Source organism: Verminephrobacter eiseniae EF01-2, assembly GCF_000015565.1.
GTDB lineage: Bacteria > Pseudomonadota > Gammaproteobacteria > Burkholderiales > Burkholderiaceae_C > Acidovorax > Acidovorax eiseniae.
This window is the reverse complement of record NC_008786.1, coordinates 89,097-116,047: the sequence shown is the minus strand read 5'-3', so window position 1 is coordinate 116,047 and position 26,951 is coordinate 89,097. Positions and strand designations below refer to the sequence as shown.

The window sequence follows — 26,951 nt, the reverse complement described above, 5'->3', positions numbered from 1 at the left end:
ATAATTCAAACACTTACTCATTGCTGAGCACAACAAACGGCGACAACACCTCCAGCAGCGAAAGGCCGCCATGCGTCAACGTCGGGTAACCGCTTTGGCTTTTCCACTTCCAGCGGCCCAGGGCCAGCAGGTGCGCGCCGTGCGGGCTGTTGATCCGGAGCGCCACGGGCGGCATGAAGGGGCCGGTGTCGCCGCTGCCTTTGGCGCTGCGTCCGCTGGCGAAGGTCTGTTTGAGGAAGCGCTTGACTTCGCCATCGGCGTCGGAAAAATCCCCGGTCGCGGCGTAGCCGTGGTCGGAGGTGATGACCAGCCGTCGCCCGGTCGCCAGGCGCTCGACGAAAGCCCAGAAGTCGTTGCTGCCGAGTCGTTCGGCGGCATCGCGGGCCAGTGTGTCGAGGCCATGGCCTGCGCCTGACAGGTGGTGCATCTTGCTGTCGGGCCAGTGGTGCCAGAACACCCAGTTCGGTGCGCCGTCGATCAGGCCCGCGCAATCCTGCCACGGCATATCGCTGCTCTCGGTGTGCGCCGGTTGCAGCTTGTGGGCGAGGCCGCCGCCGTTACTCCGAAGTTGGCTGCGGCTGCCGAAGCCCAGGGCTTGCGCGAACTCGTTGGTTGCGCCGGGTAGTTCGGATGCGTGGGCGCTGACCTCGCGCGTGGTGAAGCCATGCTCCTTCGCGCCTTGCAACAGCCACGGCAATTCGCGCAAGCTGAGACCATCGAGGATCAACACGGCCTTGGCGCTGAAGGGTTCGGCCCACCAGCGCACCAGACGATCCGAGGTGCGCTCGACGCTGTTGCCGAAGGCTTGCCACAAATCCCATCCGCTGGAGGAGAGGAATAAATCCAGTTCGCCGACTTCGCGGTCGCGCTTGACGACCTCGCTGGGCGCGTTGCCTGCGGCCAGCGGCTTGCGGGCAATTTCGACCGCGTGGCCGACGATGACGCGCCAAGCGTCGGCGTCCGAACCCTGCGTCAGGGCATGCAGTGCGGCAGCGGTCAGTGCCATCAGTCGTCCTCCTTCTCAAGGTTCAGCTCGAAGGTCATGCCTTCAGGCAGTTTCTTGAGCAGTTCCTTGAGCTGCGCGCCGGTGGCGGTGGAGATCTTGATGGACACCTGCGCCACCTTCGTGGCCGGGCCGATGCCCCAGCCTTCGATCTTGCCGATCAGGTTGAGCGGCGACGTGGCGGGATTCGACAGCGGGATGCGCGGCCTGGCGGTGCTGCCGTCCCCGCCGAAGATGCCCTCCGGCGTGGGCGCAGGTGGCGCTCCGGGGAACATGTCGCCGCCGGGAACGGGTGGCGTCCCGCCATCGCCGCCAAACGACCCGCCGCCACTGGTTGGTGCGGGCGCTGGCGCGGGCGGCGTGGAACCTCCGGTGGCGGGCACGGCCGAGGGCAGCATCACAAACACGTCGTCGAGGTGGCGACCCGTCAGCGAGAGCTTGGGCCGCAGACGCCGCCACGCGGTGTCTTCATCCTCGCCCGGATGGGTTTGCAGGTATTCCATGCCGCGCAGGTTGATGGCGACCTTGCCCTTGGCGCACAGGCGCAGGATGCGCTCTTTCATCGTGGTTTCGCCGAGCCAGGCAATGCAATCCTGCCCCGCCGGACGAGGCTCCTGAAGCTCGCGCAGCAGTTTGCCCAGCGCCGCGTTTTCGCTGGCGGCTTGCAGCACGAGGTCCTCGAAGTCCTCGGGCACGAACAGGTCGTTGGTCAGCGCTTCTTCGATGCCTTCGGGGATCTGCGCGCCTTGCTTTTTCAGGCTCTCGACGCTGAATGTGCATTGGCCCGGGTCGGCGAAATTCCAGCGCTGCAGCACGGCGAAGCGGTCGAAGCGCTTTTTCAGCTTGTCGCGCAGCGCAGCCTGGAATTCGCTGTGCAGTTTCTTGTATTCGGGGTTCTGGCCGCTCCACTCTTGCGCCTTCATTTCGGCGCGGGCCAGGATCAGCAGGTCGCGGTCTTGAAAGGCATTGGTGGAGCCGGAGCACGGCAGCAGAAAGCGCACGGTGTTGCGGCGCTTTTGCAGGTGATCCCTGAGCCAGCGGCCAAGGCGCAGGCCCAGGTGGTCGGGTTCTTCCGGCAAGACCAGAATGGGCAAGCGCTCGTCCCAGCGCTCGGGCCGCTCGGCTTCATCCAAGGCTGACCAGGGGTCGGTCTGCCAGGCTTTCGGCAGCGCGATGACGCGGAAGGTCTTGGCCACCTCGTCGGCGCTGCCGATGACGTAACGAATCTGCCTGGCGAGTTGGGCCTGATCGGAGCCGTCGGCAAAGAGCTTGTCGTTGCGTGCGCAGGCCCTCAGTTTGGCACGCGGGTTCTCTTCCTCGCGGAAAACCAGCCGCAGCCCATCCTGATGGATGTTGAAGCTGTTTTCGACGATGGTCGCCAGTTCTACCTGGAAGGCGTTGTCGTCGATGGCCTGGCTGCGCGTAATGTCGGCCTGCAAGGTCGCGCCCTCGGCGCCGGCCAGGTTGCCGACGGCAATCGAGCGCAACCACAGGGCGCTGACGAGCTCTTGCAGATGCGGGGCGCGACGGGCGTGGTCGGCCACGGCTTCGGTGACCGCGATGATGTTCTGCCGGGCCTTCGTGCGCAATGCGCGGTGGCGCTCGTTCGACACCGAATCGAGCAGCGCGGCAATGCCTGAGGCATCGTCGTCCAGCCGGAAATCGGCAGCCGTCAGCACCGGCGCCGCTGCGCCACGGGTCTTGTAGAGGTTGGCCAGGATGCGGATCATGTCGCGCGTTTCCTGCGCGTCGGTGGCAACCAGCACCTGCTCTTCCAGCAGGCGCAGCAGGTGCGGCGCATAGGGCCAGGATTCGGTAAATTCACGGCGCTTGCGCTCTTGCTCGGACGGCGGCACCTCCAGCAGGCGAAAGCTCTCCGCGACATGCCCGGCCACCAGCGACTCGATGCTGGCCGCAGCAATCTGCCGGCGGTTATCGAACAGACGGTGCAGCAGCATCCGGCGCCGGTCCTGCTGGATGCGCTCGGCGTCGCCGCCGGCCTGGAAGTCGATGACGACCGGATTGACACGATGCACCTGCTGGTAGGCGTCGCCGCCGCCGTTGCGCACCGAGATCACCAGCACCAGAAGGTCTGGATGCTCCTTGGCAATTTCGGAGAGTATCTGGATGAAGGTGAAGGCCCAGTTTTTCCAGGGATGCTGCTTGCTGTTGGTCAAGCCGTCGTACCACGTCTGGAATTCGTCCAGCAGCAGCATCGTGGGCCTGTGCTGCAATAGTTCAAGGATCAGTTGGTCGGACGGGATGTCGGTCTTGGCCGCGCCCATGCCCGCCCATTTGCCCTCGATGTAGGCGCCGTGGGGATGGTGATCGAACAGCAAATCCCACAGGAACTTGCAGCGCTGACGGTGCAGGCTTTCACCAATCACCTGCATTCCGTCGCGCAGCGCGATCTTGGCGATCTGCGGGTCGCCAAGGGTGGCGGCCCAGTGGTTCAGCCACACACGGGTCGATGCGGCATCGTTGACCGCGTGGTACAGCACGGCCATCAGGTGCGACTTGCCCAGGCCGCGCTCGCCAATCACCACCACCGGACGGCCCTGGTTCGGGCCGACCGCCTCGATCCCTTTGAGCAAATCGCGGGTCGGATACGTGATCTGCAAAAACGCCTCGGCAGCCATCTGCGTCGCGCCGGTATTTTTGTCGTTGGAAAGCTCGATGGCCGTCCCTTTGAGGCGATTGCCTCGAAATTCTTCTCGCAGGGTCAGGTTCAGCATTGTTTTCGTTCCTCTTGGTCACCCTTGTCCGACGGACGCTTGCCCGTGCCGTTTCCGGCATGTCCGGGGACTGGCCTTGACTGCTGCTCGATCCAGCCATCGATATCGACACGCGAGAACCGCCATACCCCGCCGACCCCGAAGGCCGGGATCTCCTTGGCGGCTGCGGGCCTGTAGATCGTTCGTTGCGTGACTTTCAGGTAGTCGGCGCCCTGCCCGATGGTGAGGATTTCGCCCTCGTTGGTGCTGGTGGACATGGTGATCGATGGTCGATGCGCGGGAAACGACGGCAGGGTAACGCACTATTTTCAAGCCAGTGGCGGCGAACGGTGGATCCTTGCAGCGTTCTTCATGGTGAGAAGCCCCGTGGATGAGCCAATACCAATACCAATACCAATACCCAATACGATCGGGGCCAGGAACGGAACGGAGGCGCCAGCGCATGGGTGAAAGGGAGTCATCCCTCCGGTGGGCTGGCATATATATGCCCGGCAAACTCGCGGCAGCAGTCAGGCCGCGCTGGCGGCACTGACGGCTGCGTTTTGTAAAGCGGTGCGCTTTTGTTCCAGGGCGCGGTAGCGATCGAGGGCTGTCGGGTCTTGTGCTGCTTGCAGGATCAGCAGCTTTTGCTGCTGCTTGATGTCTTCGATCTGCATGCGGTTGAGCAGATCGCGCAGTTCCAGCCACAACTCCTGCAACTCGCCTTCGGTCTGGGCATGGGCGCCGGTCATCACTTTGAGCGCCAGGGCTTCGCATTCGTGCTCGCGCAGGCTTTCGCGCAGCCGCGCCCAGGCCACCGGGCCTCGTTCGTGAAACTGCGCCTCCAGCCAGGCGAACAGCGGTCCGTGCGGCGCTGGCTGGGCGCACAGTGTGCTGTGGTCGTCGTGGGTCAGTTCTTGCAGAAGATCCATGTGCGCGAGCAGCAGCCGCGCCGCGTGGTCGGCGCGACTGGCGTTGGGCGTGCGCGGCAGCCGGGGTTGGGATGGCGGCCAGGGCGCGGCGCGCCTGTTGCCGTTGCCGCTTTGCCAGTCTGCGCTTTTGCGCCAGGCCGGCCGCTGCACTGCGTAGCCGCCGGAGTCGCCATGGCCGTTGCTGGCGTCACGGGGGGGGTGTCTGTCGTCCAGGGCCGGCGGGTGGCCCGGGTTGGCGGGGCGCTGGCTCTGGCGGCTGTGGTCCGGGCTCCACAGGTCTGACAGGTCCCGGGCGTCGAGTTGGGTCAGTTGGGCCAGTTCAGCCAGCAACTGGCGCTTGAGCACTCCGTCGGGCAGGGCAGTCCACAGGGGGCGGGCGTTGCTGGCCATGTGGGCGCGGCCTTCGGCGCTGCCCAGGTCGCAGCCTTCGCTGGCGGTTTCGAGCAGGAAGCGGCTCAGCGGGACGGCGTCGCCCACATGCCGGGCGAAGGCTTCGGGGCCATGGCTGCGGATGAAGCTGTCCGGGTCATGCTCGGCGGGCAGGAACAGAAACTTGATGCTGCGCGTGTCGCTGGCGTGGGGCAGGGCGCCGTCGAGCGCCTTGCGTGCTGCGCGGCGCCCGGCGGCGTCGCCGTCGAAGCTGAAGACCACCGACGCGGTAAAGCGCAGCAGCTTTTGCACATGCTCGGGCGTGCAGGCCGTGCCCAGGGTGGCGACGGTGTTCGGAAAACCCCGCTGCGCCAGCGCCACCACGTCCATGTAGCCTTCGGTGACCAGCGCGTAGCCTTGCTCATGGATGGCGCTGCGGGCCTCGAACAGGCCGTAGAGTTCATGCCCTTTGTGGAATACCGGCGTTTCCGGGGAGTTGAGGTATTTGGGTTTGTCCTGGCCGAGCACGCGGCCGCCAAAGCCTATGCATTCGCCCTTGACGTTGCGGATCGGGAACATCACCCGGTTGCGAAAGCGGTCGTAGCGTTTGCCGCCGTCTTCGGCGTTGACGATGACCAGGCCGCTTTCTGCCAGCAGCGGGTCGTCGTAGCGCGCAAAGCAACTGGCCAGACTGCGCCAGCCGTCGGGCGCATAACCGAGGCCGTAGCGCTCGGCGATGGCGCCCGAGACGCCCCGGCTTTTGAAATAGGCGATGGCGTGCGGCGTGTCATGCAAATGCTGGCGGTAGGCTGCGGCCGCTTTTTCCAGCACTTCGCTCAGCGTGGCCTGCTTTTGACGGGCGGCGGCGGCGCGCTCCTTGTCGGCCGGGGAACTGTTGTCGTCGGGCACTTGCAGGCCCGCTTGCCGGGCCAGGTCTTGCACGGCCTCGACGAAGTCCAGGCCCGCCTGTGCCATCAGAAAGCTGATCGCATCGCCGCTTTTGCCGCAGCCAAAGCAGTGGTAGAACTGCTTGGCGGGGCTGACGCTGAACGAGGGCGACTTTTCCTCATGGAAGGGGCACAGCCCCATCAGGTTGACCCCGCCTTTTTTCAGCGGCACGTAGCGGCCCACGATGTCGACCAGGTCGATACGGGCGAGCAGTTCCTGAATGAAAGACGCAGGGATGGACATGCCGCCCATTGTGCCTGTTTGCCGGGCCTGGACAGGCGCAGATGCGGCACTGCCGGCCCCTGGAGATGGCCGCAAATTTGCGCTGTGGCCCAGACCCCGTAGTTGCTGATGGCTATAAAAAAGAGAGCATCGAAGTGGGCCGATCCGGGACGCCGGGTTCAGGCCGGGATCGGGCCGGGCCACCGGTCTTGCACCACGAAGCGGGCCAGGGTGCTGACCGGGCTGTCGGCGCGCAGCGGGTCTTGCAGCACGCGCAGGCTGGTGCTCCAGCGCTCGGGCCGGATGTCGGCCAGGCCGTAGCCGCGCTGCTCGCAGCGCGCCAGCAGCACCTGGGGGTTGTGCCGTGCCACGGCGTCCACCTAGTGTCGCGTCACCGATCAGATGTCGTAGGCTGCGCGCAGCCATCGGAGCGCAGCGCAAGGCGCAGCGCTTGCCAATACCGAGCGTATTGGCAAGCGATGCAACGCCGCGATGCGCTTCGATGGCCAGCGCAGACCGACAGATGATCGGTGACGCGACACCAGGTCGGGCTGATCGGCGGCCAGATGGCGCCAGGCCGCGTAATGCCCGTGCTCCCAGCGCTGGCAGGAGGCAAAAGCCAGGCGCAGCGCAGCCGGCAGCATGCCCGGGGCGGGCGCGGTGCGCGTGCGGCCCGTGGCGCTGACCGCATCGCCCAGCATGAAGCGGTAGTGGTACCAGCGCTCGGGCGCCAGGCCGTGCAGTTGCACATGCACGCCATGGCCCAGTTGCGGCAGGGCCGGGGCCTGGCCTCGTTGCACGATGCGCGCAAAGCGGCTGTCATGCGCCAGTTCCCAGCGCACGCTGTACGGGGTTTGCTGCTGGCCGGGTTCGGCCAGCAGCAGGCGCGTCCATAGCACCAGGCCGTCGGGCGCAGGCTCGCCGCTGGCAACGCCCAGCGCGAAGGGGTTGCGACCGAGCGCCGGCGACCGGCTCCAGGCCCGGCGGGGCGCGCTGCCGGCGCTTGCCGCCCATGCTGCGTGCAGCAAGAAGGCGCGGCGCTGTAGCGCGGACATGGCCGCAGCAGAGGGCCTGTCGATCAATTGACCAGCACCAGTTTGCCCATCACGCCGCGCGCGCCCATGCGGGCGTAGGCGGCGGGCAGTTCGGCCATGGGCATGGTGCGGTCGATCACGGGCTTGATCTTGCCCTGGGCGTACCACTGCGCGAGTTGCCCCATCATCGCGGCGTTGCTCCGGGGTTCGCGCCGGGCAAAGTCGCCCCAGAACACGCCCACGATCGACGCGCCCTTGAGCAGGGCCAGGTTCCAGGGCAGCGCAGGGATGGGGCCGGAGGCAAAGCCGACCACCAGATGGCGCCCGCGCCAGGCGATGGAGCGAAAGGCCGGCTCGGACAGGTCGCCGCCGACCGGGTCGTAGATCACCTGCGGGCCTTGGCCGTCGGTCAGCGTCTTGATGGCTTCGCGCAGATTGTCCTGGCTGTAGTCGATGCTGGCATCGGCCCCGATGGAGCGGCACAGCGCGCATTTTTCGGCGCTGGAGGCGGCGGCGATCACCCGCGCGCCCATGGTCTTGGCGATTTGTATCGCTGCCGTGCCCACGCCACCGGCGGCCCCGAGCACCAGCACGGTCTCGCCCGCCTGCAGTTGTGCGCGGTCGGCCAGCGCGTGGTGCGAGGTGGCATAAGTCATGATCAACGCAGCGGCATCGACATGCGAAAAACCGTCCGGCAACGGCAGGCACAGCTCGGCCGCAGCGATGGCGTGGGTGCCAAACCCCCCGGTGCCCGACAGGCAGGCCACGTTCTGGCCGGGCTTCAATTGCGTGACGCCAGCGCCCACTGCCGCCACCACGCCCGCATATTCGGAGCCGGGCACGAAGGGCAGGGGCGGCTTTTTCTGGTATTTGTTCTGCACGATCAGCAGATCGGGAAAATTCAGGCTGGCGGCCCGGATCTCGATCAGCACTTCGCCGGCCTGGGGCGCGGGCGTGGGCAGTTCGGTCCAGGCAAGCGCCTGAACGCCTGTGGGTTCGGTGCAGAGCCAAGCATGCATCGGGGAGTCTCCTGCGGTGGGTCGATGGGCCGCATGATAGAGGAGCGGCCCGGTGGCTGCGCCGCCCCCCGGGCGGGTAGCGCTGCGCCGACCGGCCACACCTACAATCGGCAGCAACCCATACCGCGACCATGAAGATTCTGATTTCCAACGACGACGGCTACCAGGCGCCCGGCATCGTGGCCTTGCACGATGCGCTCAAGACCCTGGAGGGGGTGACGGTGCAAGTCGTCGCGCCCGAGCACAACAACAGCGCCAAGTCGAATGCCCTGACCCTGCATTCGCCGCTGTACGTGCACCAGGCGGCCAGCGGCTTTCGTTATGTGAACGGCACGCCCGCCGACTGCGTGCACATTGCGCTGACCGGCTTGCTCGGCTACCGGCCCGATCTGGTGGTCTCGGGCATCAACAACGGCGCCAACATGGGCGACGACACCATTTATTCAGGCACGGTGGGCGCGGCCATGGAGGGCTATCTGTTCGGCGTGCCGGCGATCGCGTTCTCTCAGGTCGACAAGGGCTGGGGCGAGTTGGAAGCGGCCGCCGCCAAGGCCCGCGAGATCGTGGCGCAGTTGCGCGCGCAGAACCTGGTCGATCCACAGGCGCCATGGCTGCTGAATGTGAACATCCCGAACATGCCGCTGACTGCGCTACGGCCCATTGCGCTGTGCCGCCTGGGGCGGCGCCATGCAGCCGAGCGCGTCATCGTGCAGCAAAGCCCGCGCGGCGAGGCCATGTACTGGATTGGCGGGGCCGGCCCCGCCAAGGACGATGCGCAGGGCACGGACTTTTACGCGACGGCGCATGGCCATGTGTCGATCACACCGCTGAAGGTCGATCTGACCGACCACGATAGTCTGGCCGACTGGGCGCAAACCGCAATGCGCCTGGCGCCAGGGGCCTGCATCTGATGCAGCGCCGGCCCGGCCCCCCCGCCCGATTCCCCGCCCGGCTGCCGGGTTCGGACCCGCCGGCGCCCCGGCCCGCAGCAGCCGCGCCGGCGGGGGCCGCCGGGTCGGCCCCTTCGGCGCTGACCGGGCTGATGAGGGCGCGCATGGTGCAAAGGCTGGCGGCCGGCGGCATGGCGTCGGCCCCGGTGTTGCAGGCGATGGGGGCGGTAGAGCGCCATCGGTTCGTCGACAGCGCGCTGGGCAACCAGGCCTACGAAGACATCAGCTTGCCGATCGGCCTGGGACAAACCATTTCCAAGCCCCAGGTGGTTGCGCGCATGTGCGAACTGCTGCTGGGCGCCGAGGTTGCCCGTGCCGGCGGCCTGGGGCGGGTGCTGGAAATCGGCACCGGCTGCGGCTACCAGGCGGCGGTGCTGAGTTTTCTGGCGCGCGAGGTCTATACGCTGGAACGCTTGCGCGGGCTGTACGACAAGGCCCGCGACAGGCTGCGCCCATTGCGGCTGGCCAACGTCCATTTGCTGTTTGGCGACGGCATGCCCGGCTATGCCAAGGGGGCGCCGTATGCGGCCATCATTGCGGCCGCAGGCGGCGACGCCGTGCCCCAGGCCTGGTGCGACCAATTGGCCGTCGGCGGGCGGCTGGTGGCGCCGATGGCGCTGTCGGGGGGGCCGCAGATGCTGCTGGTGATCGACAAAACCCTGCACGGGCTCGAGCAAAGCGTTCTCGAGCCGGTGCATTTCGTCCCTCTAAAATCAGGGATTGCCTGAGGGGATGCTTATGTTCGTATCGCGTGGTCTGGTGCTGGTGTGCGGCTTGGCAGTGGCGGCTTTGCTCTGCGGCTGCGGCACCCGACTGCACAAGGCGCCGGTGGAGGACCGGGGAAGCTCCCTGGCGCTGCAGCAACCGGCCAAGCCGCCGCCCCCGGGGGCCGAGAACGCGGGCAAGCCGGGCTACTACACGGTCAAGCCGGGCGACATCCTGATTCGCATCGGTCTGGAGACGGGCCAGGGCTGGAAGGACATCGCCCGCTGGAACGACCTGGACAACCCCAACCTGATCGAAGTCGGCCAGGTGCTGCGCGTCGTGCCGCCCCTGCCGGTGGCGCCGGCGCCCGACAGCGGCGTGGTCACGCGACCGGTGACTTCCTCGACGGTGGTGCCCACGACGCCCGCCATGGCCCCCGCAGGCGCTGCCTCCGCCACGGCCCCCGCCGCGACGCCCGCTGCGGCCCCGGCCCCCGGCGCGACGATCGTGGCAGCGGCCCCCGCCACGCCGACCCCCGCAGCCGAAGACGATCTGAGCCTGATCTGGCCGGCGCAGGGCGCATTGATCGCCGGCTTTCACGAGGTGCGCAACAAGGGCTATGACATCGCCGGCAAGGCGGGCGATCCGGTGCTGGCGGCCGCAGATGGGCGCGTGGTGTATGCCGGATCGGCCATCCGCGGCTATGGCAATCTGATCATCCTCAAGCACAACAACACCTTCCTGACGGCATACGCGCACAACCGCAGCTTGCAGGTGCAGGAGGAGCAGACCGTGCGCAAGGGGCAAAAAATCGCCGAAATGGGCGATACCGATGCAGACCGCGTCAAGCTGCACTTCGAGATCCGCCGCAACGGCCGGCCGGTCGACCCGTCGCGCTACCTGCCTGCCCGCTGAGCACGATGCCGCACAGTCCGCCCGACGGCAAGGCCCCTGTCTGCGGGGAACTCGGGGAACCGGCCGGCGCGGGTGATGATCTGCTGGAGCCTGCCGATGAGGCCGACGGCGAACTGCGCCAGATGCAGATCGGGGCGCGCCAGCATGCCGCCCGGATCGATCGGGCGCTGGTGGAACTGGTGCCGGAGTTTTCCCGCAGCTATTTGCAGCAGTTGCTGGCGCAAGGAGGGGTCAGCCTCAACGGCCGGCCGGTGCGCAAAGCCGCCAGCCGCGTCAACGCCGGCGACCGGGTGGTGCTGGAAATGCGGCCCACGGTGCAAAGCCAGGCCTTCAGGCCGCAGCCGATGGACATCGATGTGGTCTACGAGGATGCCCACCTGCTGGTGCTGAACAAACCGGCGGGCCTGGTGGTCCATCCGGCGCCCGGCCACTGGAGCGCCACCTTGCTCAACGGCCTGCTGGCGCGCGACGCCAACGCGCTGCTGCTGCCACGGGCCGGCATCGTCCATCGGCTGGACAAGGACACCAGCGGCCTGATGGTCGTTGCCCGGGACCGTGCCACGATGGACGCATTGGTGGCGCAGATTGCCCGGCGCCAGGTCCAGCGCCAATACCTTGCGCTGGCGCATGGCGCCTGGAGCGGGCCTCGCAGCCGCTCCGTGCAGGCCCCGATCGGGCGCGATCCGCGCAACCGCCTGCGGATGGCGGTGGTGGACTTGGCGCGCCATGCGGGCAAGTGCGCGCGCACCGATGTCCTGTGCCTGGACGCAACGCCGCAGGGCTGCTGGCTGCAGTGCCGCCTGCACACCGGGCGAACCCACCAGATTCGGGTGCATATGGCCTCGTTGCAACACCCGCTGGTCGGCGATGGCCTGTACGGCGGCGCGCCGCTGGGAGCGCTGCAACGCCAGGCGCTGCACGCCGAGCGGCTGGCATTCGTGCACCCGGCGACGGGCCAGGCGCTACAGTTTCATGCCGAGGTTCCGCAAGACATGCAGCAAGCCCTGTCGTCGTGGGGGCTGGGCTACAATGCCCGCTGACGGCTGCCAAGGCCCCGTGCCCGATCTGGGATCGAGCCCGGCATGGCCGATACAGGCCCCCGACCCGAAGACGCAACGCCCATCGCGCCAAGCCCCGACGCGCTGTTTGCGTGCTGTCTGCACCCCGGCATGGCGCGCCGCGCCGTTTGCCTGGCTTGCCACTTCGCCCCATTGATTCGATGGGCCCCTGCTGTTGTTTTGTCTGATGTGCCGCCGGCTGCAATGCGTGGCCACTTTCCAGGAATCGCCAAACCATGAACACGGTGGATGCCAAACGGATCCTCGAAACGGCGCTGATCTGCGCGCCGCAGCCCGTGCCTTTGCGCGAGCTGCGGGTGCTGTTCAACGACGCGCTGGGGGCCGACACGCTCAAAGTGCTGCTGCAGGAGTTGCAACTGGACTGGGCGCAGCGCGGGGTGGAGTTGGTCCAGGTAGCGAGCGGGTGGCGTTTTCAGAGCCGCCCGCAAATGCGCGAGTACCTGGACCGGCTGCACCCCGAAAAGCCGCCGCGCTATACGCGGGCGACGCTGGAGACGCTGGCCATCATGGCCTACCGCCAGCCGGTCACGCGCGGTGACATCGAAGACATACGCGGGGTGGCGGTCAACAGCCTGACCATCAAGCAATTGGAGGACCGGGGCTGGGTGGAAGTGATAGGGCACCGGGACAGCGTAGGGCGCCCGGCGCTGTTTGCCACCACGCGCCAGTTTCTGGACGACCTGGGACTACAGTCGCTCGACCAGTTGCCGGTGCTCGACGACCCCTCGGGCGACACGGATGTGCTCGCCGCGATGGCCGCCGCAGCCCGGGGCCTGATCGCACCAGAGGCGGAGCCGGCGCCTGCCGAGGATCTTTTTCGGAACGAGCATGTGGATGCCCCGGCAGGCATCCAGGAAAGCACTTGATGAACGACACGACCCCAGACACTCCGGCAGCCGCTGCGCAGCCTGGCAGTGCCCCCGCGCACGCAGCGCGCGGCCAGGAAACAACGACGAGCACAGCGCGCGGCCAGGAAACAACGACGAGCGCAGCGCAAGGCCAGGAAACGACACGCACGGCGCCCGGCCAGGAAACGGCATGTGCAGCGCAAGGCCGGGAAACGCACACGGCGCACGACCCGCCAGCGGACACAGCCGCCACCCGGCAACAAGCCGGGCCGCCGCTGGCCGCGGTCGACGGGCCGGCCGAGCCAACGGCCGCCAGCGCAGAGGCTGGCGCGCAACGCGAGCGTCACCATCCGGCCGAACCCGGTGCCTCCAGGGGCAGGCCGCGTCCCCCAGGCCCGCGCAGGCCGGCGGCGATTGCGGTCGAGGGCTATCGGCTGGCCGATGTGGTATCGGGCCGGTTCGATGCCGACGATGCCGCGAGCGACCTGCCGCCCCCCAAGCGGGTGCTGCTGCCGCAGGTGGAAACGCCCAAACTGCACAAGGTGCTGGCCCAGGCCGGGCTAGGCTCGCGGCTGGAGATGGAGCAGCTGATTCTGGAGGGGCGCATCTCGGTGAACAACGAGCCGGCGCATATCGGGCAGCGGATACAGTTCGGCGACCAGGTCAAGGTCAACGGCAAGCCGATTCGCTACCGCATCGATCCGCCACCGGCGCGTGTGATCGCCTACCACAAGCCGGTCGGCGAGGTCGTGTCGCACGACGACCCGCACAACCGGCCGACCGTCTTTCGCAGGCTGCCGCGCCTGGTGCAGGGCAAGTGGCAATCGGTGGGGCGGCTGGACCTGAACACCGAAGGCTTGCTGCTGCTGACCAGTTCCGGCGAACTGGCCAACCAGTTGATGCACCCGCGCTTCGGACTGGAGCGCGAGTACGCGGTGCGGGTCCTGGGCGCGCTGAGCAACGAAGAAAAGCAAAAACTGCTGGACGGCGTGCGGCTCGATGACGGCATCGCATCTTTCGGCACCATCGAAGATGGCGGCGGGGAAGGCGCCAACTGCTGGTACCGGGTCACCATTGCCGAAGGGCGCAACCGTGAAGTGCGCCGCATGTTGGAAGCGGTCGGCCATGCCGTCAGCCGCCTGATCCGCATCCGTTACGGCGCGATGGTATTGCCGCGCGGCCTCAAGCGCGGGACCTGGCTGGAGCTCGACGAGCGCGACATCCGGGCACTGGCGCAGGCCGCTGGCGCGCGCGCGCCAGCACTGTCCACGCGCACGCCGACGGATGCGCGCGCGGGCAAGCAGCGCGAGCGCAGCGGCCCCCCGATGGGCAACGGGCCGCGACGCGGCCGGTCGCCGCAGGGGCCTGCCGCCGGCGCGCGCGCGCAGAACCCGCGCCGCGATGGCGGCGGGCAGGGCGTGGGGGCCGGTGGCAACCATGCCGGCCCGCGCGCAGCGGCCCAACCCGACCCGATGCAGACCAGCGTGGGTTATATCGGTGGCGACAGCCTGTCCAGGCTGCGCCAGAGCAAACGCCGCCCGGCAGGCGCGGGGCCTCGGCGCGGAGGCGGCGGGCGCTGAGCCGAAGGCGGCAGCAGAGTTCAAACCAGGGGCTGGCACGGTTAGAATCGCGCCCTTTGTTCGGCGGACATCCGGCGGACGAAATGCATCACTGCAACACACAATGTCAGGAAACCAACATGGCGATCGAACGCACACTCTCCATCATCAAACCCGACGCAGTGGCAAAGAACGTCATCGGCCAGATCTACGCCCGTTTCGAGGCTGCCGGCCTGAAAATCGTGGCGGCGCGCATGGTGCATCTGGCGCGTCCGGAAGCCGAGCGGTTCTACGCAGTGCACAAGGAGCGTCCTTTCTTCAAGGACTTGGTGGAATTCATGATCTCCGGCCCGGTGATGGTCCAGGTGCTGGAAGGCGAAAACGCGGTGCTCAAGAACCGTGAACTGATGGGCGCCACCGACCCCAAGAAGGCGCAAACCGGCACCATCCGCGCCGACTTCGCGGACAGCATCGACGCCAACGCAGTGCATGGCTCGGACGCCGCTGAAACGGCGCAGGCCGAAGTGGCGTTCTTCTTCCCCGGCCTGAACATCTACCCGCGGTGAACCAGCCCCCGCAATGAGCACGACCAACCTGCTGGAGTTCGACCGCGACGGACTGGCCGATTTTTGCGCGCGCCTCGGCGAGAAGCGGTTTCGCGCGACCCAGTTGTTTCGCTGGATTCACCAGCGCGGCGCCAGCGACTTCGACGCCATGAGCGACTTGGCCCGGGCCTTGCGCGACAAGCTCAAGGGCTGTGCGCGGGTGCAGGCCCCGCCGGTCATTTCCGGGCAGGCATCGGCGGACGGGAGCGTCAAGTGGTTGTTCGACGTGGGCGCCGGCAACGCCGTCGAGGCCGTGTTCATCCCCGAAGATGAGCGCGGCACGCTGTGCGTGTCTTCGCAGGCCGGGTGCGCGGTGGGCTGCCGTTTTTGCTCCACCGGGCACCAGGGCTTCAGCAGGAATCTGAGCAGCGGCGAGATCATTGCGCAACTGTGGTTTGCCGAGCATGCGCTGCGCCGGCGCCTGAAGACCGAAGACCGGGTGATCTCCAACCTGGTCATGATGGGCATGGGCGAGCCGCTGCAAAACCTTGCAGCGCTGCTGCCCGCGCTGCGCGTGATGCTCGATGACCATGGCTATGGCCTGTCGCGCCGGCGTGTGACGGTCTCGACCTCGGGCGTGGTGCCGATGATCGACCGCCTGGCCCGGGACTGCCCCGTGGCCTTGGCGGTTTCCCTGCATGCCCCGAACGATGCGCTGCGCGACCAACTGGTGCCGCTCAACCGCAAGTACCCGATCGACGAACTGCTGCAAGCCTGCAAGCGCTACCTGGCGCATGCGCCCCGGGACTTCATCACGTTCGAGTACTGCATGCTCGATGGCGTCAACGACCAGATCGGGCACGCCCGGCAACTGGTCGAACTGGTCGGGCGCGCGGCAATCCGCTGCAAGTTCAACCTCATCCCTTTCAATCCATTCCCCGCCTCGGGGCTGTTGCGGTCGGCGCACGATCAGATCCTGGCTTTTGCCCAGGTCCTGGGCGCTGCGGGCATCGTCACCACCGTGCGCAAGACCCGGGGGGATGACATCGCCGCTGCCTGCGGCCAGTTGGCCGGGGATGTCAGGGACCGCACCCGGGTCGCCGAGCGCATGGCAAAGCAGCGCACAATGCAACTTCAACTCCAGCTCAACTCCAGCCGCCGGGCTGAGCCGTCAGCAGCAGGGGTGATTGGATGCGGAGAATCGATTTAGCGGCATGACCCTATGCGTCTTACACATGAGCGCATACCGGTTTCCTTTGGGGCGCGCACCCTTGGCCGCTGTGAAGTGCGAGAACGGCGCCATCCAGCCTTTCGTGGTGAGTCCGATGGATGGCATGAATTGCGGAGCGATCAAGGAGGCACTATATGGTGGCAGGATTGACAGGTCATTGGCCGCATCGGGGTCATCGGACATTCACGGCATGTGGCGCAGTGCTCGCAGCGCTGGCAATGGTCTGTGTGGCGGCACTTGCCGGCTGCGCAAGCCGCAGCAGCCAGGGGGTCGTCAGCAATGCCGATGCCGGCTTGATCACCCCCTCGGACGAGCCGGAAAACAGGCGCCGCGCCCGTCTCCGGCTGGAACTGGCGGCCAATTATTTCGAGACCGGGCAGGCCGCCGTTGCGCTCGACGAAGTCAAGCAGGCCCTGGCGGCAGACCCGGAGTATGCCGATGCCTACAACCTGCGCGGCCTGATTTACATGGGGCTGAGTGATTTCCCGCAGGCCGATGACAGTTTCCGCCGTGCGCTGGCGTTGCGCGGGCAGGACCCCAGCTTGCTGCACAACTACGGCTGGCTGCTGTGCCAGCAGCACAAGTACCTGCAAGCCGACCAGTACTTTGCCCGCGCGATTGCCAACCCGGCCTACACCGCGCGCGGCAAGACGCTGATGACGCGCGGGCTGTGCCAGTCCGGCGCCGGGCAATTGGCCGAGGCCGAGCAGTCTTTTCTGAAATCCTATGAATTCGATGCCGCCAACCCGGTGGTGGGTTACCACCTCGCGGCCCTTTTGCTGCGGCGCAATGAACTGACCCGGGCGCAGTTTTACATACGCCGCCTGAACAACAGCGAGTTTGCCAACGCCGAGTCGCTGTGGCTGGGCATCAAGGTGGAGCACGCGCTGGGGGACTCCGTGGCCATGCGGCAACTGGCCGATCAATTGCGCAAGCGGTTTCCCGATTCGAGTGAGCTCGGGGCTTACGAGCGCGGGGCTTTCAATGACTGAGGCGGCCGACGGCCAGGCCACGGCCGGTGGCTTGCTGCGCCAGGCCCGCGAGGCATCCGGCATGCACATTGCGGCCTTGGCGGGGATCTTGAAAGTCCCGGTCAGCAAGCTCGAAGCGCTGGAGGCCGACGATCATTCCGTGCTCACCGATACCGTGTTCGTGCGCGCGCTGGCAGCCAGTGTTTGCCGGACACTGAAGGTGGATGCGGCGCCGGTGCTTGCGTTGCTCCCGCAAAACCTGCCGCGCCTGTCTGCCAACGGCGCCGGGATCAATGCGCCGGTCAAGAGCAGCGCCGCCTCTGCAACCGCCTTCCCGGGCTCGGCCTCGCGCTCGGTGATCCTGGTCGTGCTGGCCTTGCTGCTGGGGGCCTTGCTGCTGTTTTTCTACCCGCGCCATCCGCCCGACGCTGGCGTCACCCCGGCGCCTGCCGACGCTCCGGCGACCACCGGCTCTGCTGCGGACCCTGCTGCGCAGGCGCCGACGGCGGCCTCGGACATGGCGGCCGTGCCCGAGCCGCCGGCCGCAGGCATGGCCGGGAGCGCGGCCGTTCATTCTTCGGCGGCAATGGCCCCAGCGTCGGCGACCGCTGCCCAGGTGGCGGCCGGGGCGGGGGCCGGGGCCGGGTCGGCCCAACTGCTGGTATTGCGCGCCCGCAGCCAGTCCTGGGTTCAGGTGCGGGACGCCACCGGAGCGCTGGCTTTGCAGCGCACGCTGTCCGCAGGCGAGTCGGTGTCGGTGGCTGCGCCCACCCCGCTGTCGGTGGTGGTCGGCCGCGCCGATGGCACGGAGGCGTTGGTGCGTGGCAATCCTTTCGATCTGCGGGCTGTCGCGCGCGACAACGTCGCTCGTTTCGAGGTGAAATAATGGCCAACACCCGCGACCTCCTCGACACCACTCCTGGCGCCTGCGATGCCCCCTGCCGCGACGACGCGCCGGTGGCGATCGCGGCCCCGTTGCCCCGTCGCGCGCGCCAGGCCACCCTGGCCTGGGGGGCGCGGCTCGTCACCGTCGGTGGCGCGGCCCCGGTGCGCGTGCAGTCGATGACCAATACCGACACCGTCGATGCCATCGCCACCGCGATCCAGGTCAAGGAACTGGCGCAGGCCGGCTCCGAATTGGTCCGGATCACGGTCAACACCCCGGAAGCCGCAGCGGCCGTGCCCCATATCCGCGAGCAGCTCGACAAGATGGGCGAGAGCGTGCCTTTGATCGGGGATTTCCATTACAACGGGCACCGTTTGCTGACCGATTTTCCGGCCTGTGCCCAGGCCCTTTCCAAATACCGCATCAACCCGGGCAACGTGGGCCGGGGCGACAAGCACGACAAGCAGTTCGGTCAGATGATCGATGCCGCGCTGCGCTGGAACAAGGCGGTGCGCATCGGTGTCAATTGGGGCAGCCTGGACCAGGATTTGCTGGCCGATCTGATGGATGCCAACAGCCGCCGCAGCGTGCCATGGCAACTGCGCCAGGTGATGTACGAGGCGCTGATCAGCTCGGCGATCGGGTCTGCGCGCCGGGCCGAGGCGATGGGCCTCGATGGCGACCAGATCATCCTGTCGTGCAAGCTCAGCGGGGTTCAGGACCTGATCGCCGTGTACCGCGCATTGGCGCGCCGCTGCGACTACGCGCTGCATCTGGGGCTGACCGAAGCCGGCATGGCGACCAAGGGAACCGTGGCCTCGACGGCCGCATTGGCGGTGCTGCTGCAAGAGGGGATAGGCGACACCATCCGCGTGTCCTTGACCCCTCAGCCCGGGCAGGCGCGCGCGCAGGAGGTGCTGGTCGCCACTGAAATCCTGCAAGCGCTGGGCCTGCGCGCCTTTGTGCCCAGCGTCACGGCCTGCCCCGGCTGCGGCCGCACCACGAGCACCCTGTTCCAGGACCTGGCCAAGCAGATCGATGACTTTTTGCGTGACCGGATGCCGGTGTGGCGGCTGCGTTATCCGGGCGTGGAAAACCTGCGCGTGGCCGTGATGGGCTGCATCGTCAATGGTCCGGGCGAGAGCCGGCATGCGGATATCGGCATCAGCCTGCCAGGCACCGGGGAGGCGCCGGCGGCGCCGGTCTTCATCGACGGGCAAAAGGCCATGACCCTGCGCGGAGATAATATCGCCAGCGAATTTCATCAACTCGTCGAGCGCTACATCGAAAAACGCTTTGGCGCAATGGCTGCGCCCACCGTTTGAAAAAGAAAAGCCGTGAACAACGCAGCAAAAAAACCCTCGCCCGCGCCGGAAAAGCTGGCCGCAGTCAGGGGCATGAACGACATCCTGCCGCCCGAGTCGGCCCGTTGGGAGTGGCTCGAGGACAAGGTCCGCACCCTGATGGCGCGCTATGCCTATCGCAATATCCGCACCCCCATCGTCGAGCCAACGGCGCTGTTCGTGCGTGGCTTGGGCGCGGTCACCGACATCGTCGAAAAAGAGATGTATTCGTTCGATGACAGGCAAAGTGGCGAGCCGCTGACGCTGCGCCCGGAAGCCACGGCGGGCGTCGTGCGCGCCGTGGCCGAGCATTCGCTGCTGTATGACGGGGGCAAGCGGCTGTACTACATGGGCCCGATGTTCCGGCATGAGCGTCCGCAGCGGGCGCGCTATCGCCAGTTTCATCAGGTTGGCGCCGAAGCCCTGGGTTTTCCGGGCCCGGAACTGGATGCGGAACTGATTCTTCTGGCCCATGCGCTGTGGCGTGAACTGGGCCTGCGCGCTGTCCGGCTGGAGCTCAACAGCCTGGGCGAGCCGCATGAACGCCTGGCCCATCGCGCGGCGTTGAGCGCCTATCTGAAGCAACATGCCGAGCTATTGGACGAGCAGGCGCGCCGGCGTCTGGACAGCAACCCGCTGCGGATTCTGGACACCAAGAACCCGGCCATGCAAGCCATGGTCGAGGCCGCGCCCCGATTGATCGACTTTCTGGGGCGCGAGTCGTTGGCGCACTTGCATGCCGTGCAGGCCATTTTGGATGCCAACGGCGTCGCATGGACGATCAATCCCCGGCTGGTCCGGGGCATGGACTACTACAACCTGACGGTCTTCGAGTTCGTGACCGACCAACTCGGCGCGCAGGGAACCATCTGCGGCGGGGGGCGTTACGACTATCTGATCGGGCAAATGGGCGGCAAGCCGGCCCCTGCCGTGGGTTGGGCGCTGGGGATGGAGCGGGTGCTCGAATTGCTCGACGCGCAGGCGACGGCCTGGCCCTGCCTGGTGCCCGATGTGTACGCGGTCATTCCCTGCGCATCCGTCTTGCCGCTGGCGCTGGCCACGCTGGAGCGGCTGCGCCAGCACGGCCTGGCCGTGCAGATGCATGCCGCGCCTGCCGGGGAGCAGGGCATGGGCAGCATGAAATTCCAGTTCAAGAAGGCCGACGCCAGCGGCGCCCGGTACGCGCTGGTGTTCGGCGAGGATGAGCGCGCGCGCGGCATGGTGAGCGTCAAGGCGCTGCGCGATGGTGCCGGCACGCAGGTCGAGCACGCGCTCGATACCCTGGCCCAATGGGCCGGCACCCTACAATCGCCGCGCTGAGAACACATCCATGGCCCATCATCTAGACCTCGAAGAACAAGAGCAGCTTGACCGGCTCAAGCATTTCTGGCGCGCCTGGGGCACGCCCATCACCTCGGTGCTGATAGTGGTGGCCGGCGCCATCGCCGGCTGGAATGGCTACCAGTATTGGCAGAACCGGCAGGCGGCCCAGGCCGCAGCATTGTGGGATGTGGCGGATATGGCCGTGCGGGCGGGCGACCAAGCACGCATGGAGCAGGCTTTTGGCGATCTGAAGGCCAAATACCCGGGCACGGCGCAGGCCGCGCAGGCGGGCTTGGCCCTTGCCAAGGCGCTGCAGGATGCGGGCAAGACCGATGGCGCCAAGCAGGCGCTGGAGTGGGTGGCGCAGCAGTCGGCCGATGAGGGGCTCGAGGCGCTGGCCAGGCTGCGGCTGTCGAGCCTGCTGATGGATCAGAAAAACCACGAGGAAGCGCTGCAGCAACTGTCCGGCAACTTTGCCCCTGCCTTTGCCGCCATCGTCGCTGACCGCAAGGGCGACATCCTGTGGTTGCAGGACAAGCGCCCGCAGGCCATTGCCGAGTACCGCAAGGCGTACCAGGGATTCGAGGACGGCCTGGAGTACCGGCGTCTGGTCGAGATCAAGCTCGACGCGCTGGGTGCCGCGCCACAGGATGTGGCTGCCTCGGCGGCGCAGGCCAGGCAGCCATGAGGGCGAGTCCGGAGACTCTGGACACGGCGTCCGGCAGGTCGCTGCCGTGGCGCGGCGTGGCCTGCGCGCTGCTGCTGGCGGCGGTGACCGGATGCTCATCCTGGGGCGGTGGCAGTGGCAGTGGCAGTGCCAAACCCGCCCCGGCAGATTTGGGGGTGAATGTCCCGACCCTCGGCGTTCGGCAGGTCTGGACGGCGCGCATTGGCAGCGTTGCCGGCCTGCCGCTGGCCGTGCACACTGCCGGCCCTGTGGTGACGCTGGCCAGCGCCGATGGCGTGCTCGCTGCCATCGATGCGCGCACGGGGGGCGATCTTTGGCGCATGGCGCTCGGGGAATCCTTGTCGGCCGGCGTCGGCAGCGACGGCAAGTCGGTGGCGGTGGTGTCGCGCAACAACGCGCTGATCGTCGTCGATTCCGGCCGCGAGCGCTGGCGCGGGGCGCTGACCGCACAGGTGTTGACAGCGCCCTTGGTGGCCGGCGGCCGGGTTTTCGTGCTCGCCGCAGACCGTTCGGTAGCGGCCTATGACGCGGCCACCGGGCGCCGGCTATGGGTCTTGCAGCGCCCCGGCGAACCGCTGGTCCTGCGGCAGGCGGGGGTGCTGCTGGCGGTCGGTGATACCTTGGTGGCGGGCCTGTCCGGACGCCTGGTGGGCATCGATCCCGACAACGGCAGCCTGCGCTGGGAAGCGCCGCTGGCCAGCGCGCGCGGCAGCAACGATGTCGAGCGCCTGGTCGAATTGGTCGGCCGCAGCAGCCGGGTCGGCGATAGCGTATGCGTGCGCTCCTTTCAGGCCACGGTGGGCGCGGTGGGCTGCGTCGATACCGCCCGGGGCGTCGTCCGCTGGACACGAGCGGCCAGTGGCGCCGAGGGGGTCGATGGCGATGGCGATGCCATTTTTGGCACGGAAAGCAACGGCACGGTCATCGCCTGGCGCCGCAGCGACGGCACGCGGCTGTGGGACAGCGACCGGCTCAAACACCGTAAGCTGACGGCGCCACTGCTGCTCGGGCGCTCGGTGGTGGTCGGCGACGATACCGGCTGGGTGCATTTCCTGTCGCGCACCGATGGCACGCCGCTGAACCGCATGGCCACGGATGGCTCGGGCATCGCGGCAGCGCCCACGGTGGCTGCGGACACGCTGGTGATCGTCACCCGCAATGGCGCTGTCGGCGGCTTTCGGCCTGATTGATCGGACGGCCGTCCGATGAAGCCCGTCATGGCCCTCGTAGGGCGCGCGAATGTCGGCAAGTCCACGCTGTTCAACCGCCTGACCCGCTCCCGCGATGCGCTGGTGGCCGACTTTGCCGGGCTCACGCGCGACCGGCATTACGGCAATGGCAAACAGGGCCGGCACGAATACATCGTCATCGACACGGGCGGCTTCGAGCCGGATGTGGCCAGCGGCATTTACCGCGAAATGGCCAGGCAGACACAGCAGGCCATCGCCGAAGCCGATGTGGTCGTCTTTGTCGTCGATGTCCGGGCCGGCGTCACGGCGCAGGACCACGACATCGCCCATTACCTGCGGCGCGCGGGCAAGCCCTGCGTGCTGGCGGCCAACAAGGCCGAAGGAATGCAGCAGGATCAGGGGGGGAAATGGGCCGAGTTTTATGAACTGGGACTCGGCACCGTCCACCCGGTGTCGGCAGCGCATGGCCAAGGCATCCGCAGCCTGGTGGAGATGGCGCTGGAGCCGCTGAGTCCGCCGGACGACGGGGCAGATGCGGCCGCGCGCGACCTGCCCGACGCCGATGGCGTCGATGGCGTTGATGGCGTTGATGGCGCTGACGGGCGCATCATCCGGCTGGCCGTGGCAGGCCGCCCGAACGTGGGCAAATCGACATTGATCAACACCTGGCTGGGGGAAGAGCGGCTGGTCGCATTCGACACCCCGGGCACCACCCGGGATGCGATCACGGTGCCGTTCGAGCGCAATGGCCAGCGCTTCGAACTGGTGGATACGGCGGGTTTGCGGCGCAAAGGCAAGGTCTTTGCAGCGGTCGAGAAATTCTCGGTCGTCAAGACATTGCAGGCGATCGAGTCGGCGCATGTGGTGCTGCTGCTGCTCGATGCCAGCCAGGGCGTGACGGAGCAGGATGCGCATATCGCCGGCTACATTCTGGAGAGCGGTCGGGCCGTGGTGCTGGCGGTAAACAAATGGGATGCGACCGATGACTACCAGCGCCAACTGCTCGAACGCTCCATCGAGACCCGGCTGGCGTTCCTGAAATTTGCGTCGCTGCATCGCATTTCGGCCAAGAAACGCCAGGGCCTGGGCCCCTTGTGGACGGCCATCGTCCAGGCCCACAAGGCGGCCACCTGCAAAATGTCTACCCCGGTGCTGACGCGGCTGCTGCTGGAGGCGGTGCAGTTCCAAAGCCCGCAGCGCCAGGGCCTGTTCCGGCCCAAAATGCGCTATGCGCACCAAGGCGGCATGAACCCCCCGGTGATCGTCATCCACGGCAATGGCCTGGAGCATGTGACCGACACCTACAAGCGATTTCTGGAAGGGCGCTTTCGCAAAGAGTTCGATCTGGTCGGCACACCGCTGCGGATCGAGCTGAAAACCTCCCACAACCCCTATGTCGACGAGGGCCGGGGCGGAAGATGATGTCGTTTACTTTGCAAAGCCATGCACTGCTTTGGCAACGCCGCCACCGGCTGTGGTAGAGTGCCCGCTCACAACAACTTCGACACGCTCTTGAACACGGAGAAAATATCGTGAGCAACAAAGGCCAACTCTTGCAAGAACCCTTCCTCAACACCTTGCGCAGGGAGCATGTTCCGGTTTCCATTTATCTGGTCAACGGAATCAAGCTGCAAGGACAGATCGAATCGTTCGATCAGTACGTGGTGCTACTGCGCAATACGGTGACGCAGATGGTCTTCAAACACGCGATCTCCACCATAGTGCCGGGTCGCGCAGTGCATTTTTCTACGGCAGAGCCCGCTGATGCAAACAGCAACAACGGCTGATTCTTCGTTTCCCGGCCGATCTTTGCTTCTGATTTCGAATCAGGCGGTACCAGAAGGCGCCTGGCTTTGAGTTCGGCGATGTCTTCTCAGGCCGGTAGCGCTGCGGTAGTGCTGGTGGGCGTGGATCTGGGTCTGCCCCACTTCGATGGCGAACTGGAGGAACTGGGCCTGCTGGCCCAGGCCGCCGGCATGCAGCCCGTCGCGCGCATGGCCTGCAAGCGCAAGGCGCCCGATGCCGCACTGTTCGTCGGCAGCGGCAAGGCCGATGAGATTCGCAGCCTGGCGCAGTTACATGGCGCCGAGGAAGTGCTTTTCGACCAGTCGCTGAGCCCGGCCCAGCAGCGCAATCTGGAGCAGCACATAGAACTGCCGGTCAACGACCGCACCTTGCTGATCCTGGAGATCTTCGCCCGGCGCGCGCGCAGCCACGAGGGCAAACTGCAGGTCGAACTGGCCAGGCTCCAGTACCTGAGCACCCGGCTGGTGCGGCGCTGGTCGCACCTGGAGCGCCAAAGCGGCGGCATCGGCGGCCGTGGCGGTCCGGGCGAAAAGCAGATCGAGCTCGACCGCCGCATGATCGGCGCGGCCATCAAACGCACCCGGGAGCGCCTGGTCAAGGTCAAGCGCCAGCGCTCGACGCAGCGCCGCCAGCGTGAGCGGCGGGATACCTTCAACATTTCGCTGGTCGGCTATACCAACGCAGGAAAATCCACGCTCTTCAACGCCCTGGTCAAAGCCGGCGCATACGCCGCCGACCAACTGTTTGCGACGCTCGATACCACGACGCGCCAGTTGTACCTTGCGAATGCCGGGCGCTCGGTCTCGTTGTCCGATACGGTGGGCTTCATCCGGGACTTGCCGCATGGCCTGATCGACGCCTTCGAGGCCACATTGCAGGAGGCCGTCGATGCTGATTTGCTGCTGCATGTGGTGGACGCATCGAACCCCGATTTCCCGGAGCAGATGGCGCAGGTCGAGCGGGTGTTGCATGAAATCGGTGCGGCCGACATTGCGCAGATGCTGGTGTTCAACAAGCTCGATGCGCTGCCGGCGCAGCGGCGTCCGCTGCGTCTGCAAGACCAGTACGAACGGGCCGGGCAGGGGCTCGAGCGCTGGTTCGTCAGTGCCCGATCGGGCGAGGGGCTGGACCTGCTGCGCCAGGCACTGGCGGCCAAGGTGCTGGCCACGCCAGCCGACATCGCCCCTGCTGACAGCGTGCAATTGCCATATGCCCGGCCCTGATTGGGCACAATGACGGATCGATGGCGTCATCGAGAACCAGAGACTTTGCGCATGAATTTCCAAAATCGCCCCCTGGGATGGGCCTTGCTGCCCGAACGCATTCGGGGCATGTTCAACCTGAATGACCCGCGCTGGGGCCGTGGCGAGGACAAGTCGGACGATGCCGCCGGGCCACCCGACGATCGCCCCGGCACACCGCCGGCCGGCCAGCGCGGCGATGACAAGCGCCCTGGCCGCCCCGGCCGCTCCGGTAATACGCAGCCGCCGGACCTCGACGAAATCATGCGCGACCTGAACCGCAAGCTCGGCGGGCTGTTTGGCGGCAAGAACGGCGCAGGGCGCGGGCCGGGCAGCGGCGGCAATGGCGGCGGCTCGGGCGGCGGGTTTCAGCCCGACATGAAAAGCGCCGGGGTGGGCGTCGGTTTGATTGCCGGCATCGTTTTCGTGATCTGGATGGGCACCGGCTTTTTCATCGTCCAGGAAGGGCAGCAGGCCGTCATCACCCAATTTGGCATGTACAAGAGCACGGTGGGCGCGGGCTTCAATTGGCGCCTGCCTTACCCGATAGAGCGCCATGAACTGGTCTTCGTGACCCAAATTCGTTCCGAGGACGTGGGCCGCGACAACATCATCAAGAGCACCGGCCTGCGCGAGTCGGCCATGCTCACGGCAGACGAGAACATCGTCGAGATCAAGTTCGCCGTGCAATACCGCTTGAATGATGCGCGGGCCTGGTTGTTTGAAAGCAAAAACCCCAGGGATGCCGTGGTGCAGGCGGCAGAGACGGCTGTCCGTGAAGTGGTCGGCAAGATGCGCATGGATACGGCGCTGGCCGAAGAGCGCGACCAGATTGCGCCCCGGGTGCGCACCTTGATGCAAACCATCCTCGACCGCTACAAGGTCGGCGTCGAGGTGGTGGGCATCAACCTGCAGCAAGGCGGGGTCAAGCCGCCGGAGCAGGTGCAGGCGTCGTTCGACGATGTGCTCAAGGCCACGCAGGAGCGCGAACGCGCCAAGAACGAAGCCCAGGCCTACGCCAATGACGTGATTCCGCGCGCCGTCGGGTCTGCGTCGCGGCTGAGCGAAGAGGCCGATGCGTACAAGGCGCGTATCGTCGCCCAGGCGCAAGGTGACGCGCAGCGCTTCTCATCGGTGTTGGCGGAGTACCAAAAGGCGCCGCAGGTCACGCGCGACCGGATGTATCTGGACGCGATGCAGCAGGTGTACGGCAATGTGACCAAGGTGCTGATCGAGTCGCGGCAGGGCACCAACCTGTTGTACTTGCCGCTCGACAAGATTTTGAGAAATGCCGGCGCCGAAACCGGAACGCAGGAGCCGTCGGCGGCCCCCTCGTCGGTCATACCGGCGATACCGCCAGCCAATCTTTTGAATGACCCCCGGGCGCGCGACAGCAACCGCACCCGTGAACGCGAATCTCGCTAGGAGCA

At 66.8% G+C, this 26,951-nt stretch carries 25 protein-coding genes; 18 read left to right on the top strand and 7 right to left on the bottom strand.

Going from position 1 to position 26,951, the window contains the following annotated elements; genetic code table 11:
- Positions 1-13: 13 nt before the first annotated feature.
- The 7 genes from VEIS_RS00495 to VEIS_RS00465 all read right to left on the bottom strand — a co-directional run bounded on the left by VEIS_RS00495 (position 14) and on the right by VEIS_RS00465 (position 8,241).
- The gene (locus tag VEIS_RS00495; protein ID WP_011807908.1) at positions 14-1,006 is read right to left on the bottom strand and encodes a hypothetical protein; all 993 of its coding nucleotides are present in this window, start codon (positions 1,004-1,006) and stop codon (positions 14-16) included.
- Positions 1,006-3,738 carry a DUF499 domain-containing protein gene (locus VEIS_RS00490; protein ID WP_011807907.1) on the bottom strand — a complete coding sequence of 911 codons (2,733 nt, stop codon included), beginning with the start codon at positions 3,736-3,738 and terminating at the stop codon, positions 1,006-1,008. Before VEIS_RS00490 ends, VEIS_RS00495 begins: the two co-directional genes overlap by 1 nt.
- Positions 3,732-3,995 carry a helix-turn-helix domain-containing protein gene (locus tag VEIS_RS00485; RefSeq protein WP_011807906.1) on the bottom strand — a complete coding sequence of 88 codons (264 nt, stop codon included), beginning with the start codon at positions 3,993-3,995 and terminating at the stop codon, positions 3,732-3,734. The genes VEIS_RS00490 and VEIS_RS00485 overlap by 7 nt, the downstream gene beginning before the upstream one ends.
- A gap of 252 nt (positions 3,996-4,247) precedes the next feature.
- Positions 4,248-6,209 (bottom strand): DNA primase, encoded by a 1,962-nt coding sequence (dnaG, locus tag VEIS_RS00480; RefSeq protein WP_011807905.1) that lies wholly within the window; start codon positions 6,207-6,209, stop codon positions 4,248-4,250.
- Between the two features lie 158 nt (positions 6,210-6,367).
- Complete coding sequence (locus tag VEIS_RS00475) at positions 6,368-6,559, bottom strand: hypothetical protein (RefSeq protein WP_407831856.1); 192 nt, start codon at positions 6,557-6,559, stop codon at positions 6,368-6,370.
- Positions 6,560-6,586: 27 nt separating this feature from the next.
- Positions 6,587-7,243, bottom strand: a complete 657-nt coding sequence (locus VEIS_RS00470; protein ID WP_041949692.1) for an alkaline phosphatase D family protein — start codon at positions 7,241-7,243, stop codon at positions 6,587-6,589.
- A 23-nt stretch (positions 7,244-7,266) separates the two neighbouring features.
- Positions 7,267-8,241, bottom strand: a complete 975-nt coding sequence (locus VEIS_RS00465; RefSeq protein ID WP_011807903.1) for an NADPH:quinone oxidoreductase family protein — start codon at positions 8,239-8,241, stop codon at positions 7,267-7,269.
- A 131-nt stretch (positions 8,242-8,372) separates the two neighbouring features.
- Between VEIS_RS00465 and surE the strand changes: the two genes are divergently transcribed.
- The 18 genes from surE (at position 8,373) to hflK (ending at position 26,946) form a co-directional block, all read left to right on the top strand.
- Positions 8,373-9,152, top strand: coding sequence for a 5'/3'-nucleotidase SurE (surE, locus tag VEIS_RS00460; RefSeq protein ID WP_011807902.1), 780 nt, complete (start codon positions 8,373-8,375; stop codon positions 9,150-9,152).
- The gene (locus VEIS_RS00455; RefSeq protein WP_011807901.1) at positions 9,152-9,919 is read left to right on the top strand and encodes a protein-L-isoaspartate(D-aspartate) O-methyltransferase; all 768 of its coding nucleotides are present in this window, start codon (positions 9,152-9,154) and stop codon (positions 9,917-9,919) included. The genes surE and VEIS_RS00455 overlap by 1 nt, the downstream gene beginning before the upstream one ends.
- 10 nt (positions 9,920-9,929) lie before the next feature.
- Positions 9,930-10,811: a peptidoglycan DD-metalloendopeptidase family protein gene (locus tag VEIS_RS00450; protein WP_041949691.1), complete on the top strand. Its 882-nt coding sequence runs from the start codon at positions 9,930-9,932 to the stop codon at positions 10,809-10,811.
- Between the two features lie 5 nt (positions 10,812-10,816).
- Positions 10,817-11,851 carry an RluA family pseudouridine synthase gene (locus VEIS_RS00445; RefSeq protein WP_011807899.1) on the top strand — a complete coding sequence of 345 codons (1,035 nt, stop codon included), beginning with the start codon at positions 10,817-10,819 and terminating at the stop codon, positions 11,849-11,851.
- A 254-nt stretch (positions 11,852-12,105) separates the two neighbouring features.
- Complete coding sequence (gene scpB, locus VEIS_RS00440) at positions 12,106-12,756, top strand: SMC-Scp complex subunit ScpB (RefSeq protein WP_011807898.1); 651 nt, start codon at positions 12,106-12,108, stop codon at positions 12,754-12,756.
- Positions 12,756-14,318, top strand: a complete 1,563-nt coding sequence (locus VEIS_RS00435; RefSeq protein ID WP_011807897.1) for a pseudouridine synthase — start codon at positions 12,756-12,758, stop codon at positions 14,316-14,318. The genes scpB and VEIS_RS00435 overlap by 1 nt, the downstream gene beginning before the upstream one ends.
- A gap of 119 nt (positions 14,319-14,437) precedes the next feature.
- Entirely contained in the window at positions 14,438-14,863 is a 426-nt protein-coding gene (gene ndk, locus VEIS_RS00430) for a nucleoside-diphosphate kinase (protein WP_011807896.1), read from the top strand.
- A 13-nt stretch (positions 14,864-14,876) separates the two neighbouring features.
- Positions 14,877-16,052 (top strand): 23S rRNA (adenine(2503)-C(2))-methyltransferase RlmN, encoded by a 1,176-nt coding sequence (gene rlmN / locus VEIS_RS00425; RefSeq protein WP_011807895.1) that lies wholly within the window; start codon positions 14,877-14,879, stop codon positions 16,050-16,052.
- 155 nt (positions 16,053-16,207) lie between these two features.
- Positions 16,208-17,065: a type IV pilus biogenesis/stability protein PilW gene (gene pilW, locus VEIS_RS00420; protein WP_011807894.1), complete on the top strand. Its 858-nt coding sequence runs from the start codon at positions 16,208-16,210 to the stop codon at positions 17,063-17,065.
- Positions 17,058-17,930, top strand: a complete 873-nt coding sequence (locus VEIS_RS00415; RefSeq protein WP_011807893.1) for a helix-turn-helix domain-containing protein — start codon at positions 17,058-17,060, stop codon at positions 17,928-17,930. The genes pilW and VEIS_RS00415 overlap by 8 nt, the downstream gene beginning before the upstream one ends.
- On the top strand, positions 17,930-19,255 hold the full coding sequence (gene ispG, locus VEIS_RS00410; RefSeq protein ID WP_011807892.1) for a flavodoxin-dependent (E)-4-hydroxy-3-methylbut-2-enyl-diphosphate synthase: 1,326 nt from the start codon (positions 17,930-17,932) through the stop codon (positions 19,253-19,255). The genes VEIS_RS00415 and ispG overlap by 1 nt, the downstream gene beginning before the upstream one ends.
- A gap of 72 nt (positions 19,256-19,327) precedes the next feature.
- Positions 19,328-20,593 (top strand): histidine--tRNA ligase, encoded by a 1,266-nt coding sequence (hisS, locus tag VEIS_RS00405; RefSeq protein ID WP_041950353.1) that lies wholly within the window; start codon positions 19,328-19,330, stop codon positions 20,591-20,593.
- Positions 20,594-20,603: 10 nt separating this feature from the next.
- The gene (locus tag VEIS_RS00400) at positions 20,604-21,284 is read left to right on the top strand and encodes a YfgM family protein (protein ID WP_011807890.1); all 681 of its coding nucleotides are present in this window, start codon (positions 20,604-20,606) and stop codon (positions 21,282-21,284) included.
- On the top strand, positions 21,281-22,474 hold the full coding sequence (gene bamB, locus VEIS_RS00395; RefSeq protein ID WP_011807889.1) for an outer membrane protein assembly factor BamB: 1,194 nt from the start codon (positions 21,281-21,283) through the stop codon (positions 22,472-22,474). Before VEIS_RS00400 ends, bamB begins: the two co-directional genes overlap by 4 nt.
- Positions 22,475-22,489: 15 nt before the next feature.
- Positions 22,490-23,896 (top strand): ribosome biogenesis GTPase Der, encoded by a 1,407-nt coding sequence (gene der, locus VEIS_RS00390; protein WP_011807888.1) that lies wholly within the window; start codon positions 22,490-22,492, stop codon positions 23,894-23,896.
- A 110-nt stretch (positions 23,897-24,006) separates the two neighbouring features.
- Complete coding sequence (hfq, locus tag VEIS_RS00385) at positions 24,007-24,261, top strand: RNA chaperone Hfq (protein ID WP_011807887.1); 255 nt, start codon at positions 24,007-24,009, stop codon at positions 24,259-24,261.
- A gap of 78 nt (positions 24,262-24,339) precedes the next feature.
- On the top strand, positions 24,340-25,503 hold the full coding sequence (hflX, locus tag VEIS_RS00380) for a GTPase HflX (protein ID WP_011807886.1): 1,164 nt from the start codon (positions 24,340-24,342) through the stop codon (positions 25,501-25,503).
- Positions 25,504-25,554: 51 nt separating this feature from the next.
- Positions 25,555-26,946, top strand: a complete 1,392-nt coding sequence (hflK, locus tag VEIS_RS00375; RefSeq protein WP_041949690.1) for an FtsH protease activity modulator HflK — start codon at positions 25,555-25,557, stop codon at positions 26,944-26,946.
- The last annotated feature ends 5 nt before the right edge of the window (positions 26,947-26,951 follow it).